The sequence below is a fragment of the Fundidesulfovibrio terrae genome, assembly GCF_022808915.1.
GTDB classification, from domain to species: Bacteria; Desulfobacterota; Desulfovibrionia; order Desulfovibrionales; family Desulfovibrionaceae; genus Fundidesulfovibrio; species Fundidesulfovibrio terrae.
Window position 1 is genome coordinate 597512 of the sequence record NZ_JAKZFS010000001.1, and the last position, 16951, is coordinate 614462.

At 64.8% G+C, this 16951-nt stretch carries 15 protein-coding genes; 7 read left to right on the forward strand and 8 right to left on the reverse strand.

What is annotated here, in order from left to right; genetic code table 11:
* Window positions 1-20 precede the first annotated feature (20 nt).
* Genes ML540_RS02765 through ML540_RS02775 form a run of 3 tightly spaced genes read right to left on the reverse strand, consistent with a single transcriptional unit; the run spans window position 21 to window position 1338 of the window.
* Entirely contained in the window at window positions 21-479 is a 459-nt protein-coding gene (locus ML540_RS02765; RefSeq protein WP_243358375.1) for an Hsp20/alpha crystallin family protein, read from the reverse strand.
* Between the two features lie 60 nt (window positions 480-539).
* On the reverse strand, window positions 540-905 hold the full coding sequence (locus ML540_RS02770; RefSeq protein ID WP_243358378.1) for an Hsp20/alpha crystallin family protein: 366 nt from the start codon (window positions 903-905) through the stop codon (window positions 540-542).
* A gap of 16 nt (window positions 906-921) precedes the next feature.
* Window positions 922-1338, reverse strand: a complete 417-nt coding sequence (locus tag ML540_RS02775) for an Hsp20/alpha crystallin family protein (protein ID WP_243358379.1) — start codon at window positions 1336-1338, stop codon at window positions 922-924.
* 214 nt (window positions 1339-1552) lie between these two features.
* Between ML540_RS02775 and ML540_RS02780 the strand changes: the two genes are divergently transcribed.
* The 5 genes from ML540_RS02780 (at window position 1553) to ML540_RS02800 (ending at window position 6911) form a co-directional block, all read left to right on the forward strand.
* Window positions 1553-1783 carry an FmdB family zinc ribbon protein gene (locus ML540_RS02780; protein ID WP_243358381.1) on the forward strand — a complete coding sequence of 77 codons (231 nt, stop codon included), beginning with the start codon at window positions 1553-1555 and terminating at the stop codon, window positions 1781-1783.
* A 72-nt stretch (window positions 1784-1855) separates the two neighbouring features.
* The gene (gene htpG, locus ML540_RS02785; RefSeq protein ID WP_243358383.1) at window positions 1856-3781 is read left to right on the forward strand and encodes a molecular chaperone HtpG; all 1926 of its coding nucleotides are present in this window, start codon (window positions 1856-1858) and stop codon (window positions 3779-3781) included.
* A 177-nt stretch (window positions 3782-3958) separates the two neighbouring features.
* Complete coding sequence (locus tag ML540_RS02790) at window positions 3959-4294, forward strand: hypothetical protein (protein WP_243358385.1); 336 nt, start codon at window positions 3959-3961, stop codon at window positions 4292-4294.
* Window positions 4295-4443: 149 nt separating this feature from the next.
* Entirely contained in the window at window positions 4444-6267 is a 1824-nt protein-coding gene (gene ftsH / locus ML540_RS02795) for an ATP-dependent zinc metalloprotease FtsH (RefSeq protein ID WP_243358386.1), read from the forward strand.
* Window positions 6267-6911: a VTT domain-containing protein gene (locus tag ML540_RS02800; protein ID WP_243358388.1), complete on the forward strand. Its 645-nt coding sequence runs from the start codon at window positions 6267-6269 to the stop codon at window positions 6909-6911. The genes ftsH and ML540_RS02800 overlap by 1 nt, the downstream gene beginning before the upstream one ends.
* Before the next feature lie 13 nt (window positions 6912-6924).
* Here ML540_RS02800 and ML540_RS02805 read toward each other — a convergent pair whose 3' ends face one another.
* The gene (locus tag ML540_RS02805) at window positions 6925-8127 is read right to left on the reverse strand and encodes an MFS transporter (RefSeq protein WP_243358390.1); all 1203 of its coding nucleotides are present in this window, start codon (window positions 8125-8127) and stop codon (window positions 6925-6927) included.
* A 295-nt stretch (window positions 8128-8422) separates the two neighbouring features.
* Here ML540_RS02805 and ML540_RS02810 point away from each other — a divergent pair, with 295 nt between their 5' ends.
* Complete coding sequence (locus ML540_RS02810; protein ID WP_243358392.1) at window positions 8423-9838, forward strand: GAF domain-containing sensor histidine kinase; 1416 nt, start codon at window positions 8423-8425, stop codon at window positions 9836-9838.
* Here ML540_RS02810 and ML540_RS02815 read toward each other — a convergent pair.
* Both ML540_RS02815 and ML540_RS02820 read right to left on the reverse strand, forming a co-directional pair.
* Complete coding sequence (locus tag ML540_RS02815) at window positions 9776-11407, reverse strand: bifunctional metallophosphatase/5'-nucleotidase (protein ID WP_243358394.1); 1632 nt, start codon at window positions 11405-11407, stop codon at window positions 9776-9778. The two genes, ML540_RS02810 and ML540_RS02815, sit on opposite strands and share 63 nt — an antisense overlap.
* Window positions 11408-11451: 44 nt before the next feature.
* Window positions 11452-11946, reverse strand: a complete 495-nt coding sequence (locus ML540_RS02820; RefSeq protein ID WP_243358395.1) for a HyaD/HybD family hydrogenase maturation endopeptidase — start codon at window positions 11944-11946, stop codon at window positions 11452-11454.
* Window positions 11947-12123: 177 nt separating this feature from the next.
* Here ML540_RS02820 and ML540_RS02825 point away from each other — a divergent pair, with 177 nt between their 5' ends.
* Window positions 12124-14064 (forward strand): right-handed parallel beta-helix repeat-containing protein, encoded by a 1941-nt coding sequence (locus tag ML540_RS02825; RefSeq protein ID WP_243358396.1) that lies wholly within the window; start codon window positions 12124-12126, stop codon window positions 14062-14064.
* 76 nt (window positions 14065-14140) lie between these two features.
* On the opposite strand, the gene ML540_RS02830 is transcribed toward ML540_RS02825, so the two are convergent.
* Window positions 14141-15832, reverse strand: a complete 1692-nt coding sequence (locus ML540_RS02830) for a nickel-dependent hydrogenase large subunit (protein ID WP_243358397.1) — start codon at window positions 15830-15832, stop codon at window positions 14141-14143.
* Between the two features lie 49 nt (window positions 15833-15881).
* Complete coding sequence (locus ML540_RS02835) at window positions 15882-16829, reverse strand: hydrogenase small subunit (RefSeq protein ID WP_243358398.1); 948 nt, start codon at window positions 16827-16829, stop codon at window positions 15882-15884.
* Between the last annotated feature and the right edge of the window lie 122 nt (window positions 16830-16951).

Sequence of the window (16951 nt, forward strand, 5' to 3'; positions counted from 1 at the left end):
CGCTTCCCGGCCCCTCGCATTCAGGACTGGATGCTCACGCGGGTGGACTTGGAGCCCTCCGCCTTGGGGATGGAGATCTTGAGCACGCCCTTGTCGAAGGTGGCCGTGGCCTTGTCGGCCAGGACCTCCCCGGGCATGGCCATGGAGCGGGAGAAGGAGCCGTAGCGGATCTCGCGCGAAAGCACGTTCTCGCCTTCTTTCTTCTCGGTCTCCTCGCGCTTTTCGCCCTTGATGGTGAGCACGCCGTTATCCAGGGTCAGCTCCACGTCCTTTGGGTCTATTCCGGGCAGTTCGGCGCTGACCAGGATCTCGTCGCCGGTTTCCTTCACGTCCAGCGACGGGGTGATGTCGCCCTTGCCGGAGAATCCGGGGAATCCGGGAAACGGTTCGCGCATGAGGCGTTCCATGGCTTCGAAGGGGCTGACGAACTTTCCAGCCGGTTCGCTCTTGCGCAACGCGGGGAAGAAACGCTCGAACATACACACCTCCAGGGTCTGGGCCGCGCCGGGAAGCGGCGCGGCCGGTTGGGGGCCTGGACGCTAGCCCATCTGGATGTCGATCTTGCGGGGCTGGGCCTTCTCCGCCTTGGGCAGATGCAGCTCGAGCACCCCGTTCTTCACGGTGGCCTTGATGCGGGACTTGTCCACGATGTGCGAGACCGTGAAGCCCCGGTAGTACTCGCCGTTGCCGAACTCCACGTGGACCAGCTTCTCGCCGTCCGGGGCGGGGTAGGCCGTGCGGCCCGACACCTTGATCTCGTCCTCGTTGAGGTCGATGATGAGCGCCTCCTTGGAAACGCCGGGCATGTCCATGTAGATGAAGAACCCGTCGTCGGTCTCCACGATGTCGGTGGAGGGCTTGACGCGGGGCAGGCCTTTCTCCTCGGTCTTGGTGATTTCGCTCATGGGTTTTCCTCCGCGATCAGGCGATGTCGATGGAAATCTTCTTGGGCTTGGACGCCTCGGACTTGGGGATGACGACCTCCAGGAGCCCGTCCTTCATCTTGGCCGTGACCTTGTCCCGGTCGATGGGGGCGTGGATGTTCACCACCCTCTGGAACGCGCCCGTGGGGCGCTCCTGGCGGTAATACTTGCCCTTGGCCGCCTGGCGTTCGCCCTTGACCACCAGCGACGACTCGGTGAGGGTCAGGTCCAGCTCGGAAATGTCCATGCCGGGAATCTCGCAGCGCACCACGATGCGCTCCTCATCCTCGGAGATGTTCACCGGCGGGTAGGAGTAGGGCCGTTGCGAAATAGCCATGTTGGGGGACCAAAATGCCTCGAAGATTCGGTCGAGCGGCGTCTGCTGGCCGAAGAACGGACTGAAATCGATGACCATGCGATTGTCCTCCTTGAGGGAATTGGCAAAGTTGACAATAATCAGGTTTCGCTTACGGTCAAGCGATCTCCGAAGGGAGACGCAATCCTTTATTATGTACGCCCGACGCGTGGAACAGTCAACGCCGCCTGCGATTCCGGAACGCCCTTGACAGCCGGTCCGGGCTGTTTAAGCTATGCTGTTGTCTGGAAGCTTCAGCAGGAGGAAAACCGTCATGCCCCTGTACGAATACCAATGCTCCGCCTGTGGCCAGCGATTCGAGGAGCTCGTCAGCGTCGGTTCGCCCCCCCCGGCGTGTCCGTCCTGCGCCTGCGCCGAGGTGACACGCATCCTGTCCAGCGTCTGTGGACGCACCTCCGACAAGGGGGCCGAGCACCAATTCGCCCCGGGGCCGTTCCCCACCAGCATGGGCTGCGGCTCGGGCGGGGGGGGCGGATTTTCCTGAAAGTAGCGGGAGCCGGCCCGGGAGGCCGGCCGGAGTATCGCCGCAATCAGTAAACATTTCAGAGGGAGAGACATGTCCGACACGGCAAAGAGCACGAAGCGCCAGTTCAAGGCCGACATCGTCAAGCTGCTCGATATCATCACCCACTCGGTCTACACCAACCGGGAGATCTTCCTGCGCGAGCTCATCTCCAACGCCTCAGACGCCCTGGAGAAGCTGCGCTTCGAGCAGAGCCGCGGCACATCCGTGGCCGGGGCCGACCTGCCCCTGGAGATCAGCATCACCACCGACAAGGAAAACAACACCCTGACCATCACCGACACCGGCATCGGCATGAGCGAGCTGGAGCTGGTGGAGAACATCGGGTCCATCGCCCATTCCGGGTCCGAGAATTTCATCAAGGCCCTGGGCGAGGATTCCTCCAAGGCCAGCTCCATCATCGGCCGTTTCGGCGTGGGCTTCTACTCGGTGTTCATGGCCGCGCGCCAGGTGGTGCTCACCACCCGGTCCGCCACGCCTGACGAACCCGCCTGGGTGTGGATTTCCGACGGCCTGGGCGGCTACGAGCTGATCGCCGCCGAGGGCGAGGTTCCGCGCGGCACCTCCATCGAGATCCACCTGAAGGACGACGCGACGGAGTTCGCCGACCCGGATCAGATCAAGGACATCATCAACCGCCACTCGCATTTCATCTCCTTCCCCATCCTGGTGGACGGCGGGCGGGTGAACACCGTCCCGGCGGTGTGGCGCGAGCCCAAGTCCCAGGTGACGGCCGAGCAGTACAAGGAGTTCTACTCCTTCCTGACCCACGACACCGAGGCCCCGATCGAGACCGTGCACATGAACGTGGACGCCCCGGTGCAGTTCTCGGCCCTGGTGTTCGTTCCGGCCAAGTCCGAGGAGTTCCTGGGGATGTCCAAGCTGGAGCGCGGCCTGGACCTCTATGTGCGCCGGGTGCTCATCGCCAAGGACGCCACCGAGCTTTTGCCCGAGTACCTGCGCTTCTGCCGGGGAGTGGTGGACACCGAGGACCTGCCCCTGAACCTCTCCCGCGAGACCCTGCAGGAGAACATGGTGCTGCGGCGCATCGCACAGGCCGTGACCAAGGAGATCCTCTCGCGCCTGCGCAAGAAGGCCGCCTCCGACCCCGACGGCTACGCCGCCCTGTGGAAGGAACACGCCAAGATCTTCAAGCTGGGCTACTCGGACTTTCTCAACCGCGAGGCATACGCCGAGCTTCTGCGCTTCGACTCCTCGGCCGTGGAGGAAGGCAAGCTCGCCAGCCTCACCGACTACGTTTCGCGCGCCCGGGAGGGCCAGAAGACCGTCTACTACATCTCAGGCCCCAGCCGCGAGGCCGTGGAACTCTCCCCCCATCTGGAGATGCTCCGGCGCAAGGGCCTGGAAGTGCTCTACCTGTACGAGCCCATCGACGAGTTCATGCTGGAGTCCATGGGCTCCTTCAAGGAGTTCGGCTTCAAGTCCGCCGAGCAGGCCCAGGCTAAGGACCTGGCCTCCTTCGATGATGCGGCCCCGTCCGGCCCCGAGGCCGCTCCCCTCAGCGAGGGCGAGTCCAAGCTGCTGGAGGGCCTGCTGGCCCGCATGAAGGAGGTCCTGGGGGATCGCATCAAGGACGTTCGCGCCTCCGAGCGCCTGAAGTCCAGCCCGTCCTGCCTGGTGTCCGCCGACGGCCAGATGAGCTCCCAGATGCAGCGCATCATGCGCATGATGTCCAAGGACGAGACCATCCCGGACAAGATCATGGAGGTGAACCCGGACCATCCCCTGACTCGGAACCTGCTGGCCATCTATGGGGCGGACCACGCGGACGCCTTCATCGCCCAGGCCACGGAGCAACTCTACGAGTCGGCGCTGCTCTTGGAAGGCTACCTCTCCGACCCGCACAAGATGGTGGGGCGCATCAACGCCATCCTGGAAAAGGCCAGCGGCTGGTATGCCGGGCTCAAGGCCGGAGGCGATAGCGGAACGACGCATTGAATTAATTGACGCGATACGCCTTGGCGAATATTCTTTTCGCATGCGGCATGCAGGAAGGATGTTCAAGACGCAGGCATCATGGATGGGGCTGGCCCTTACGGGGCCAGCCCCTTTTTTGCCGCCGAGGGGCGGACTGGATGCCTGGCCGACGCGGCTCCATTGGTGAGGGAACAGGCGATGGCAGGATTCGACATTGAGGCACCTTGGTTCGTGGGAGCCATGCGGTATGCGGGGCTGTTCCTGGGGCTCTTCGGGCTCGCCATCCGGTTGATGATGTCGCGGGGCGGCGGGCGCATGGGCGAAGTGGGGAAAACCGGCCAGGATGACGCCGCGGGCGTTTCCCCGGCAAAGGGGGAATCCCAGGCGGCCCAGGCGCGAAGGCACCTGGCCTGGATCCTGAGCCGCGACCACGGGGTTCGGGAGTTCCCCTGGTTCATCCTGGCGATCATCATCATGTTTCTTTTCGTGAATTGCATGCTGGTGGCCGTGTTTTTCATGCCCAAGGGCGGCTAGAAACTCGCGCGCCTTGCCGCCTTTACCCGCCACGCTCCTGGAGGAAAAACCCGAAAAACATCCCCGTCGCCCCATCCGCCCGCTTGACCCGCCCGCCCCCGGCCCGTATCAGTGAAGAATCCCAAAAAGACCGAACCTTTGGATCATCCATGGAAAACAAGCATCACTTCACCATCTGGTACGTCATCGCAGCTCTCTGGGGCCTCATTATCATCCAGGACTTCTACGCCCGCAGCTACGGCCCCAAGACCCTGGCCTATTCGGAGTTCCTCAAGGAGCTCAAGGCCGGGCACATCAGCGAGGTGGCCATCGGCCAGGGCTCGCTCTCGGGCAAGATGAAGGTGGTCCAGGACGGGCAGGAGACCGAGCAACGCTTCGTTGCCCTGCGCGTGGACCCGGAAATCTCCGACGAGCTCGTCAAGTACAACGTTGATTTCCGGGGCCAGCCCGAATCCACCTTCCTGCGCGACATCATGAGCTGGGTGCTGCCCGCGGTCATCTTCTTCGGCATCTGGTTCGTGCTCATGCGCCGTTTCAACCCCGGCGACCAGCTCCTGGGGGTGGGGCGCAGCAAGGCCAAGATCGTGGCCGAGTCCGAGATGAACACCTCCTTCGCCGACGTGGCCGGGTGCGACGAGGCCAAGGAGGAGCTCAAGGAGATCATCGACTTCCTCAAGGAGCCGGAACGCTTCCAGGTCCTGGGCGGGCGCATGCCCAAGGGCGTCCTGCTGGTGGGCCCTCCCGGAACGGGCAAGACGCTTTTGGCCCGGGCCGTGGCGGGCGAGGCCGGGGTGCCGTTCTTCTCCATTTCAGGCTCGGAGTTTGTTGAGCTCTTCGTGGGCGTGGGCGCGTCGCGGGTGCGGGAACTGTTCACCCAGGCGCGCGAGAAGGCCCCCTGCATCATCTTCATCGACGAGCTGGACGCCATCGGCAAGGCGCGCGGCATAGCCGTCATGGGCGGCCACGACGAGCGCGAACAGACCCTCAACCAGCTTTTGGTGGAGATGGACGGCTTCGACCCCCGGGTGGGCGTGGTCATCATGGCCGCCACCAACCGCCCCGAAACCCTGGACCCGGCCCTCCTGCGCGCCGGGCGCTTCGACCGGCAGGTGCTGGTGGACAAGCCCGACGTGAAGGGCCGCGAGGAAATCCTGAACGTCCACGCCAAGAACGTGAAGCTCTCCCCCGAGGTGGACCTCAAGGTGGTGGCCCAGAAGACCCCGGGCTTCTCGGGCGCGGACCTGGCCAACATCATCAACGAGGCCGCGCTCCTGGCCGCGCGCAGGCGCAAGACCGCCGTGGACATGGACGACCTCTCCGAGGCCGTGGACCGCGTCATCGCGGGCCTGGAGAAGAAGAACCGGGTGATAAACCCCAAGGAAAAGAGGATCGTGGCCTACCATGAGACCGGCCACGCCCTGGTGGCGAGCTTCACGCCGGGCTCGGACAAGGTGGGCAAGATATCCATCGTGCCCCGCGGCCTGGGGGCGCTGGGCTACACCCAGCAGCTGCCCACCGAGGACCGCTACCTCATGACCCGCCAGGAGCTCCTGGGCAAGATCGACGTGCTCCTGGGCGGACGCGTGGCCGAGGAGCAGGTCTTCGGCGAGATATCCACCGGCGCGCACAACGACCTCCAACGCGCCACCGACATCGCCCGGGCCATGGTGGCCGAATACGGCATGGGCGAGACCCTGGGGCTTTCAACCTATCCCCGGCAGGCCCGGCCTATGTTCCTCTCCCCCGAACAGGCCCCGCTCATGGGCAAGGAGTACAGCGAAACCACCGCCGCCAAGCTCGACGCCGAGGTCAAGGAGATACTGGAGAAGGCCCGGGAGCGGGCTCGGGGCATCCTGGAGGCGCGAAAGGACACGCTTGAGGCAGTGGCCCAGGAGCTTCTGAAGAAAGAGGTCCTGGATGCGGCGGAGTTCGAGAAGTTCCTGGAAGGGACAGGCGCACACGAGGAACAGTAGTGACGGCGGCCGAGGTCTGGGAGCTTTCCATCCACCTGGAGAACCACCTCCTGGCCTTCAGCGCCGACTACGGGGCCTGGGTGTATGCCATCATGTTCCTGGTGCTCTTCGCGGAGACCGGGCTCATCGTCACCACGGCCCTGCCCTCGGACACGGTGCTCTTCGCCGTGGGGGCGCTGGCCGCTCGCGGCGCGGACCTGAGCCTCTGGTGGACGCTTATGCTCATGATGCTGGCCGCCTTCCTGGGCGACTCCCTGAACTTCGCCTGCGGTCGCTATCTCGGGGCGCACTTTTTCGCCTCGCGCCGCATTCCCTTCATCTCGGCCGAGTCCCTGGCCAAGGCCCACGACTACTACGAGCGCCACGGCGGGGCCACCATCGTGGCCTCGCGCTTCGTGCCGGTGCTGCGCGCCTTCGCCCCCCTGGTGGGCGGCATCGTGCGCATGGAATGGCGGGAGTTTCTGAAATACAACGCCATCGGCAAACTGCTCTGGACGCCGCTCTATCTCTTCGGGGGCTACTTTTTCGGGCAGATTCCCTGGGTGCAGAGGAACTTCGGCGTGGCCATCTTCCTGGCCCTGGGCGCGCCGCTGCTCGGAGTGGTGGCGCGCATGGTCTACCTGAGCGTGGTCAAGGGGCGCTGAAGCGGAACCGGGCTCAGGTCCTGGATATCGACCGGCCCGGACCGAGAGCGCCGGCCAGGCAGCACAGCCCAAGGATGGTCACGGCCAGGGGGGCGCCCAGCCAGTGGGCCATGCTGCCCGCCAGGAGCGATCCGAACGGGGCTACCCCCATGTAGAGCATGGTGTAGAGCGACATCACCCGCCCGCGCATCCCGTCGGGCGCTTCCAGCTGGAGCATGGTGTTGCAGCTGGGCATGAGCACCATCAGGAAAAATCCCGTGGGAGCGATGAGAAGCACGGCCGCCCAGAATGCCGGAGCCTGGGCGAACAGGGCAAGCGACGCTCCGAGCCCGGCGCAGCCCCACAGCGCGATCCTGCGCAGCCCCTGGGCGTCCTTCCGGCTGGCCATGAAGAGAGCCCCGGCCAAGCTGCCCAGGCCCGAGGCCGCCGTCAGGTATCCCAGTCCCTGCGGCCCGGAATGGAACACGTCTCCGGCGAACGCGGGCAGCAGGACGATGGCCGAACTCCCCATGAGGCTGGCCATGGAGATGAGCAGCAGTATGGACCGGATGAGCGGAGTCTTCCAGGCGTAGGCCACGCCCTCCTTGAGGTGTTCGCGCACTCCGGCCGAGCGCGGTTTTTTTGGAGGGGATTCCAGGCGCATGGCGGCGAGGCCGGCGATCACCGCCAGGAAGCTCACCGCGTTTATCCCGAAGCACCACCCCTCGCCGATGAGCCCCACCAGCATGCCCGCCGCCGACGGCCCGAGCACCCGGGCCAGGTGGAAAATGGAGGAGTTGAGCGCAACCGCGTTGTGCAGGTCCTCCTTGCCCACCATCTCCACAACAAAGGAGTGCCGCGTGGGTATTTCCACCGCGTTGACCAATCCCAGGCAGGCCGCGAAGGCCGCCACGTGCCACACCTCGATGTGCCCGGACAGGGTGAGCAGGCTTAAGCCGGCGGCCTGGAGCATGGCCACGGTCTGGGCGGCAACGAGCAGGCGGCGCTTGGGGAAACGGTCGGCCAGCACCCCCCCGAAGAGCCCGAAGAAAAAGATCGGCAGCATGGCGGCGAATCCCACGATGCCAAGGGCCATGCTGGACCCGGTCAGGCGGTACACCAGCCATCCCTGAGCCGTGCTCTGCATCCAGGTGCCTGTCAGGGACACGAGCTGGCCGCAGAAATAGAGGCGGTAGTTCCGGTGGCGAAAGGATCGAAGCAGTGAGGAGTCTTTCACGATGGCGTGTAATGAAGTCTGTTTGTCAGACAATAAGAATGTATATGTGGCTAACTAAAGTGTTGATTGTTCCAGGTGCATCGGTTGATATGCCCTGTAAACCGCACGGCGCGACACTAGGAGCATGGCCCGGGAGCGTCAAGCCTCACGGGGCGGGGGCACGGCGTAGCGGCCGCATATCTGGGTGATGGGCGGTGGATTTTCGTATGGGCTGTTGCTTTGGCCTGCGGCCGGGTGTATATTGAGGCGGTCCAGAGCCCGGCCCGAAGCCGGGCCTTGTCCATTCGGAGGAAGCATGTTTGGCAATATGGTCTGCTCCGGATCGATGGAGCGGTTGATCCAGGTGACGCAGGAGCTGTCCATGGCCAGGACCCTTGAGCGGGTCATGGAGATCGTGCGAACCGCGGCCCGCGCCCTGGCCTGGGCCGACGGGGCCACGTTCGTCCTGCGTGATGGGGACAAGTGCTACTACGCCGACGAGGACGCCATCAGCCCCCTGTGGAAGGGCAAGCGGTTCCCCATGGAGATCTGCATCAGCGGCTGGGTCATGCGCAACCGCCACGCCACCGTCATCGAGGACGTCTTCGCCGATCCGCGCATTCCCGCCGACGTCTACCGCAAGACTTTCGTCAAAAGCATGGCCATGGTGCCCATCCGCACGGCGGACCCCATCGGGGCCATCGGCGTGTACTGGACCGAGAAACGCCGCCCGGGGGAGGAACTCGTGAAAGTGCTCCAGGCCCTGGCGGACGCAACGTCCGTGAGCATCAGCAACGTCTATCTCTACCAGGAGCTGAGCGAGCGCATAGCGGAGTTGACCCGGCAGAAAGAGCTGGCCGAATCCGCCATCCTGGCCAAGAACCAGTTCCTGGCCAACATGAGCCATGAGATACGCACCCCGCTCAACGGCATCCTGGGCATGCTCCAGTTGCTTCAGTTGTCCGGCTTGAGCGACGAGGGTGGCGGCTATGCGAGGCTGGCCCAGGACGGGGCGACACGCCTTCTCGCGCTGCTCAACAACGTTCTGGACATCTCGCGCCTTGACGCCGGGGGGCTCGCCCTCGAACAGGATGCTGTCGATCTGGATGAGCTCCTCAGGTCGGTGGAGGCGCATTTCGAGCATGAGGCCCAGGCCAAAGGACTTGGCCTGGCCTTCGATCAGGCTGGCGCGGGGACCCCTGCAAGGTTCATCGGCGACGCAACGCGGCTGCGCCAGATTCTCTTCAACCTCGTGGGCAACGCCGTCAAGTTCACCCCGGCCGGGGTGGTCGGGGTGTCCGTTCGCTGCACCCACGTCCGTGGCGACGGCCGGGCGCGGCTCCACTTCACCGTGTCCGACACGGGCATCGGCATGGACGACAGGCAGTCCGGCGTTGTCTTCGATAATTTCACCCAGGCGGACGGCGCCCATAACCGCCACTACGAAGGGGCCGGGCTGGGCCTTTCCATTGCCGCCAAGCTGGCCCGCATGATGAACGGCTCCATCTGCTTGGACAGCGAGCCGGGCCGGGGCACGGACTGCCACCTGCTCGTGGAGGTCCGGATTGCGCAAGAGGATGCCCAGCCCCTGGCGGAGCGGCGGACTCCGGCCTGGACCGGGGACGTGTTGCCCGAAGGGACAGGGGGGGCGGAAGACGCCCCGTCAAGGCTACTTCTCCAGCGCGTCCCCCAGCCTGACGATTCGACCCTCGAGCCTCGGCGTCAGGGGTGAATGGCTGGCCACAAAGTCCGAGAATGCGTCGTTGATGGGCATGCCGAAAGCGTAGACCCGCCTGGCCTTGTCCCTCAGCATATCGAATCCGTCGCCGCCCTTGAGCAGGTAGCCGCTGGTGGCCAGCGCGTAGGTCTTCTCCGGGTCCACAGGCGCATAGCTTCCGTCTGGGCCGGCGATATCCGCGGTGATGATGCGGCTGCCCTCGGGCCTGTTCGGATCGAAGGCGTATTTCATCCCCGACACCTGCAGAAACCTGCCCGACCCGGACGCGCCGGGCTGCCCGCCCAGGCTGACGCCGTGCTCCAGCACGGCCAGCAGGTCCTTTCCGGCCAGCTCGAATGTGGCCACGTTGTCGGTGAAGGGGTAGACGGTGAGCAGGTCCCCAAGGGTCACGTCGCCCGCCCTGAGCCCAGCCCGCACCGCTCCGCCGTTGACGAAGGCCGCCCGAACCCCCTGCGCCTTGGCCGAGGCCCGCATCGCGTCGGCCAGGACGTCCCCCAGCGCACATTCGCCTCCCCGGCAGTCCGGCATGAACGACTCGGCGGCCTTGCCCATGGGTTGGCCGAGGAAAGGCTTGAGCTCCTCTTGCCAGGTCCTGGCCTTGGCCAGCAGGGCCGGGTCCTGCGGTTTGGAGGCGTCCAGGAGGAGCGGCGCCCCAGTCCAGGCCACGGGCATGCCCCGGTTGTCGAAATCCACCGTGATTTCACCTAGATATTTGCCCCAAGCCTCGGCCTGCACGATGAGCACGGGCCTGCCCGAGGGCGAACGCGCCACCACCGGATACGGCCCGGCAGCCTTGGGGTCGGCGTTGGAGAGCAGGGTGTGGCTGTGCCCGCCCACGATCAGGTCCACGCCATCGACCTTGGAGGCCAGTTCCGTGTCGCGTTCGATGCCCACGTGGGTCAAGGCGATCACGATGTCCGCGCCCTGGGCCGCGAGTTCCCGTACGGACTGGCGCAGGGCGGACTCTGCGTCGCCAAAGGCGATGTCCGCGCCAGGATTGGAGAGCCTGGCCGTGTCCTCATTGGCGATGCCCACGACGCCGATCTTGCGCCCGCCCACGCTGAGCACCGTCCAGGGCTTGATCCTGGCCTTGAGGGAGGGAACGGCCGAAGCGTCCAGGTTGGCGGCCAACACCGGGACGATAAGTCCGTTCAGATATGTGTTCTCCAGAACCGTTGGGCCGTCGTCGAATTCGTGATTGCCCAGGGTCGTGGCGTTTGCGTGCAGTGCGTTCAGGCAGTCCCGCTCCGGGACGCCTTTGAGGATGGTGTAGTACAGCGTCCCCTGGAACTGGTCGCCCGCGTCCAGTAGCAGGACGTTGCCACCCTGTTTGCGGGCGGCCTCGACGGCCGCGGCGATGCGCGGGTAGCCCCCGAAGCATTCCCCTCGGGAGGATTCCTCAGCGGTGCAGGTCTGGCCGAACCGGTTGAATTCGGAGATGCGGGCGTGAATGTCGTTCGTGTGGAGGACCTTCAGGCGATAGAGCTTGGCGTCTGCGGCGTGAAGCTGCGCCGACGCAAGAAGGATCGAGGCCAGGACCGCGAGGATGCGCGCGAACGCCATGGTCGTCTCCCGTGGTTGATGCCTGTCGTGGCCGGATGCGGGGCTTACTGGGCGCGGGGTGTGAACGTCCCCCCCGCGGCCTCGATCTCCTTGAGCGCGTGCCCGGCCATGTCGTCCAGGCGCCCGGCCAGCATGGGCGACACCTCGATGCTCATGGTGTGGTAGTCGTGCGGTTCGATGCCGATGACCACGGCGTCGGGGCGGGTGCCGATCAGGCCGCAGTAGATGAGCGTATCCACCAGGTCGGACTGGTGCATGGAATCCTTGAAGGCCACGGATTTGCGCAGGTCGTCGCCGGTGCAGCGGTAGATGGTGCCCGGGTCCTGCCCGCCCAGCACCGCGTCCAGGATGATGGCCATGTCGCAGTTGAGGAGCGCGTCCATGAGCCGCATGCCCAGCGTCCCGCCGTCCATGAGGGTCACGTTGTCCGAAAACTCGTACTCTCGCTCCAGCTTTTCCACGCAGCGCACGCCCACGCCTTCGTCGGTATAGAGGATGTTGCCCACGCCAAGAACCAGGATTCTGCGCTGTTCGTCCATGTCCACTCCCGTGAAAAAGATGCCTCATAATGCCCGGCAAAGGCCCCGGGGGCAAGTGCGGCGCGGCCGTTCCCGCTGTTGACGGGCCTGCCGGTTCATGGTTCTACTACCTAGTGCGTACATGATTCATGTAATGAATATAGGGAGCTTGTCCCGGTGGACAGCAAAGGAGCCGCAATGGAAGACGACCTCACGCCCCTGCCGTACGGAGTCGAGAACGGGAGGCGCGTCCTCTACGTCACGTACAAGGGCGACTGCCGCATGCTGCACGTGGACGGGCGCGACCAGGTGTTCCTCACCCGCACCCTGGCCGACACCCTCTACTGCGTGCGGCCCGGCGACATCCTGCAGCTTCTGCCGGGCAAGTACTGGCCGCCCATCCTCTACGACGAGGACGCCGGGGGCACTCCGGCTTGCCACCCCATCAAGATGACCGAGATAAACGGCTGGCCCGACGTGCCCATCACCATCCGGGGCCTGGGCGCGGCCACCCTGCTGGACGGCGGCCTTGGCGGCGTGCCCCACGACTCCATGCTGCCCGAGATGAAGCATTTCGCCTTCTTCAAGCTCTCGGACTGCTCCTGGATCGAGTTCGAAAATTTCCACGTGGAGAACTGCTGGCCCACCTTCCTCTATATGGAGGACTCCGCCTACATCACCGTGCGCAACGTGGTGGCCAAGGACAGCCGTTACCTGGTGTACGCCCGGGGCCAGTCCACCCACCACATCCTGCTGGAAAACAACCGCTGGCGGCAGGACCCCACCAGCTCCATGTGGCGCGACCTCCTGTGGCTCGACTCCAAAAAGAAGCGTTTCTTCTACTACAACGGCGGCATCTTCGGCAGCGTGGGCATCTCGGGCAGCGTGGTGCTTCGCGGCAACACCCTCTGTGACACCTTCAACGGCATGCGCATGAAGGTGGACAAGAAACAGCCCACCGTGACCAACTGCAACGTTGAAATCTACGACAACACCTTCCTGCGCACCCGTGACAACCCGGTGGAGCCCGAAAGCGGTGCCACCAACTGGTGGGTGCACCACAACCGCATCCACAACGCCCATGCCTGGTTCTCCCTGGACGAGGTGGCGGGCGGGTTCTGGTACTATTTCGCCAACACCGGCTGGATCACCGACAAGCCGAGCTCCAAGCTCGACCCCAACCGGGGCGGCAAGGTCTACAAGTACGACCAGGGCGGGCCGTATCCGTCCAAGCCCACGTTCTTCTTCAACAACAGCTATTACCTGTACAACTCGCTCATCAAGGAGGGCGTCACCGCCCATCTGCTGCATGTGAACAACGCCGTGCTTTTCCGGGATTCTCTGCCGCAGCTTGCTCCGCAACATGAGGGCGTGCCCTGCCAGATGCCCCAGGCGGTGCGGCGTCCCTTCCCGGACGGGAACTACGGTGATGACCGCTTCCTGGGGATGGGCTTCATGCCCAAAGGCTGGGACCCGAGCGTCACCTTCGACTGCGACCTGACCAATCTGCCCTGGCCGCCCAAGGTCACCCGGAACGGCCAGGAAAAGAACGGGATATCCGATCCGAAAGCCACGTTCGCCGATCCCGAGCAGGGCGACCTGCGCCTGGTGGGAGGGCCGCCCAAGGGGTGCGCCGTGACGCTCAAGGGCGGGGTGGACTGGGCCGCGCCTGAGGACTGGACCAGCGGCCCGGACACCCCCATGGGGGCGTACGGCGCGGACGCGGAGCTGATGGAAGGTCCGGCCTTCGCGTTTTACGCGCCCAAGGGTGCGGACGACTATAGGGAGATGCCCAGGCTGGTGCGGCTCACGCAGAAGGCTGACGCGCTGGTGCTGACGTTCTCCACGACGCTTGCCGGACCAGGCTCGGTCCGGGTGAAGGTCAAGGTGGGGCAGGACAAGTTCCAGGCCCAGGGGACCGTCGACGGGCGCATCATGATGGTGGCCCTGCCCGCGCCCCTGGCCGGGCGCAGGCTCAAGAAGGTCTGGCTGCCTGATACCCTGGCCGGGGCCGACGGCGAGTACGCCACGCTCTGGTCCAGTGTGTTCGCGGGGCTCAAGTTCTACCAGGCGGGCGAGGAGCCGAGAGTGAAGCCGCCAAAGCCCGTGTGCTTCTGCAACTGCGGGGAAGAGATCTAGGCCGGGCTGCCGACAGGACGAACAAAAAAAGGGGCCGCTTGCGCGGCCCCTTTCGTTTCGTCTGATCGATCGACTCTTACAGCACCTTGAAGCTGAGCACTTCGTTGGACTCCGGCTGGATGACGTGCACGCCGCAGGCGATGCAGGGGTCAAAGGAGTGCACGGTGCGCAGGATTTCAACGGGGCGCTTCGGATCGGCGATCGGGGTTCCGACCAGGGCCTCTTCCACCGGGGACAGCTTGCCGGCGGCGCAGCGGGGTCCGAGGCTCCAGGTGGAGGGCACGACCAACTGGAAGTTGTTGATCTTGCCGCCCTTGATGTCGATCCAGTGGGACAGGGCGCCGCGGGGGGCGTCCACGAAGCCGACGCCCTGAGCGGAGTCGGGCATCTTCCATTCCTGGTACAGCTTGTTGTTGCCCTTCTTCACGTTGGAGGCCAGCTGCTTCACCCAGCCTTCGATCTCGGCGGCGATGACCGCGGTCTCGATGCCGCGGGCAGCGGTGCGGCCCAGGGTGGAGAACAGGGCTTCCTTGCCGACGCCCAGGTTCTTGAGCACCATGTCCACGGTCTTGACGGTGGTCTTGTGTCCCTTGGCGTAGGCCACCAGGACCTTGGCCAGCGGGCCGGTCTCCATGGGCTCGCCCATGTAGCGGGGGGCCTTCATCCAGGAGTAGCGGTCCTTGTCGTCCAGGTTGGTGTACTGGGGATCGGTGACGCCCTCGTAGGGATGCTTGGCTTCGTTGCCCTTGTACCAGGAGTGGGCCACGTGCTCCATGATCTGCTTCTGGTCAACGGCCTTCACGCCGGCCAGGTCGCGCTTCATGATGACGCCGGAGGGCAGGAAGCGGTTGTCCAGGCCGTGTTCGCCCTTCTGGGGGAACTCGCCGAAGCAGATGAAGTTGGAGGTGCCGCCGATGCCGCCCCAGTCCTTGTAGTAGGAAGCCACGGCCAGCAGGTCGGGGATGTAGCATTCGTTGATGAACGCGTTCACTTCCTTGAACAAGGTCAGGTACTCGGCGATGCGCTCGGGGCGCAGGGCGTCGTAGTTGGTGCAGCCGCCAACCACGGTGAACTGGGTGTGGGGGTTCTTGGCGCCGAAGATGGCCATGGCCCGGGCGGCCTTCACCTGCAGGTGCAGGGCTTCAAGGTAGTGGGCGGTGGCGATCAGGTTGACTTCGGGGGGCAGGTAGTAGGCCTGGTGCCCGCCGAGGAAGTAGGCGTTGGTGAAGATGCCCAGCTGGCCGGAGTCGACCAGGGCCTTGACCTTGTCCTGAACGGCCTTGAGGTCTTCGGCCTTGGTCTTGCGCTTCGAGATGGAGTTGGCGATCTTGGCGGCGGCGACCGGGTCGGCCTTGAGCGCGCTGGTGACGTCAACCCAGTCCAGGGCGTGCAGGTGATAGAAGTGCACGATGTGGTCATGCAGGTACTGGGAAGCCATGACCAGGTTGCGCATGAGGGTGGCGTTCTCGGGCACGTTCACGCCGACGGCGTTGTCCACGGCGCGGGTGGAGGCCAGGGCGTGCACGTAGGTGCAGACGCCGCAGGAGCGCTGGGTGAAGTGCTGGGCGTCGCGGGGGTCGCGGCCCTTGAGGATGATCTCCAGGCCGCGGAACAGCTGCGAGGAGCTCCAGGCGTTCTTGATCTTGCCCGCTTCAAGCTCGACCACGATGCGCAGGTGACCCTCGATGCGGGTGACGGGGTCAACTACGACGGGGCCGGTGAAGGTGCTCTGGGGCGTTTTCATGATTTGAGGCTTGCTGTCAGCCATGACTTTCCTCCGTGAGGTGTGCTGCGGTTCGGGCTACTTGCGGACCAGACTAACGGCCGACGTAGAACGGGGACATGGAGTCCCAGAAGTTGGGCTCGGAGCACCCGATGCAGGGGTGGCCAGCCTGAACGGGCCAGTTGGTCGAGTTGAAGAGCACCTTGGGGCAGTTGTTGTACGTCTCGGGCCCGCGGCAGCCGAGCTCATAGAGGCAGTAGCCTTTCTTTGCTTCCTCGGAGTCGAAGCTCTTGGCAAATTCGCCGGCGTCGAAGTGCTTCAGGCGCGGGCACTGATCGTGCACCAGCTTGCCGTAGAAAACCTTGGGACGCTGGTTGGAGTCGAGTTCGATCTTGTCGCCCTTGAGGAAGGCCACGACCGCGCCCACGAAGTTGATGGGGTTGGGCGGGCAGCCGGCGATGTTGATCACGTCCGTGCGGTTCAGGAACTTGCTCACGGAGACGGCCTGGGAGGGGTTGGGCTTGGCGGCCTGGACGCCGCCGAAGGTGGCGCACGCGCCGATGGCGATGATGGCCTTGGCCTTCTCGGCGGCCATCTTCAGGTTGTCGGCCATGGTGTGGCCGCCCACCTTGCCCCAAGCGCCGTTTTCAACGGTGGGGATGGCGCCTTCCTGCACGAGGATGAAGCCATCGGGGGAATTGATGGCGTCATGCAGAGCCTTCTCGGCGGCTTCGCCTGCGGCGGCCATGATGGTCTCATGGTAGTCCAGGCTGATGGTGTCGAGGATCAGGGCGTCGATGAAGGGCTCATAGGTGCGCAGCACGGCTTCGGAGCAGCCGGTGCATTCGGCGCCGTGCAGGTAGACGACGCTGGGGCGCTTCTTGGCGGTCAGGGCAGCGGCCACATCAGCCGCGGCGCCGGGGCCCATGCCAAGAGCGGTTGCCACCGCCGCGCAAAACTTCATGAAGTCGCGGCGGGAGACGCCCTTTTCTTCCAGACGTTTTTCGGCGTCGTCCTTGGCGAGACCAATGGATACGCGCATACGGACCTCCCAAATCGTTACAGGTTGGCTGGTCGGTTGTGTTGATAAGGCCCCACTGCAAACCGGAAGCGGCTTCCCCCACAGATGCCGCGCCGGCGAAGATCCAAAGTCAATGGACCTGA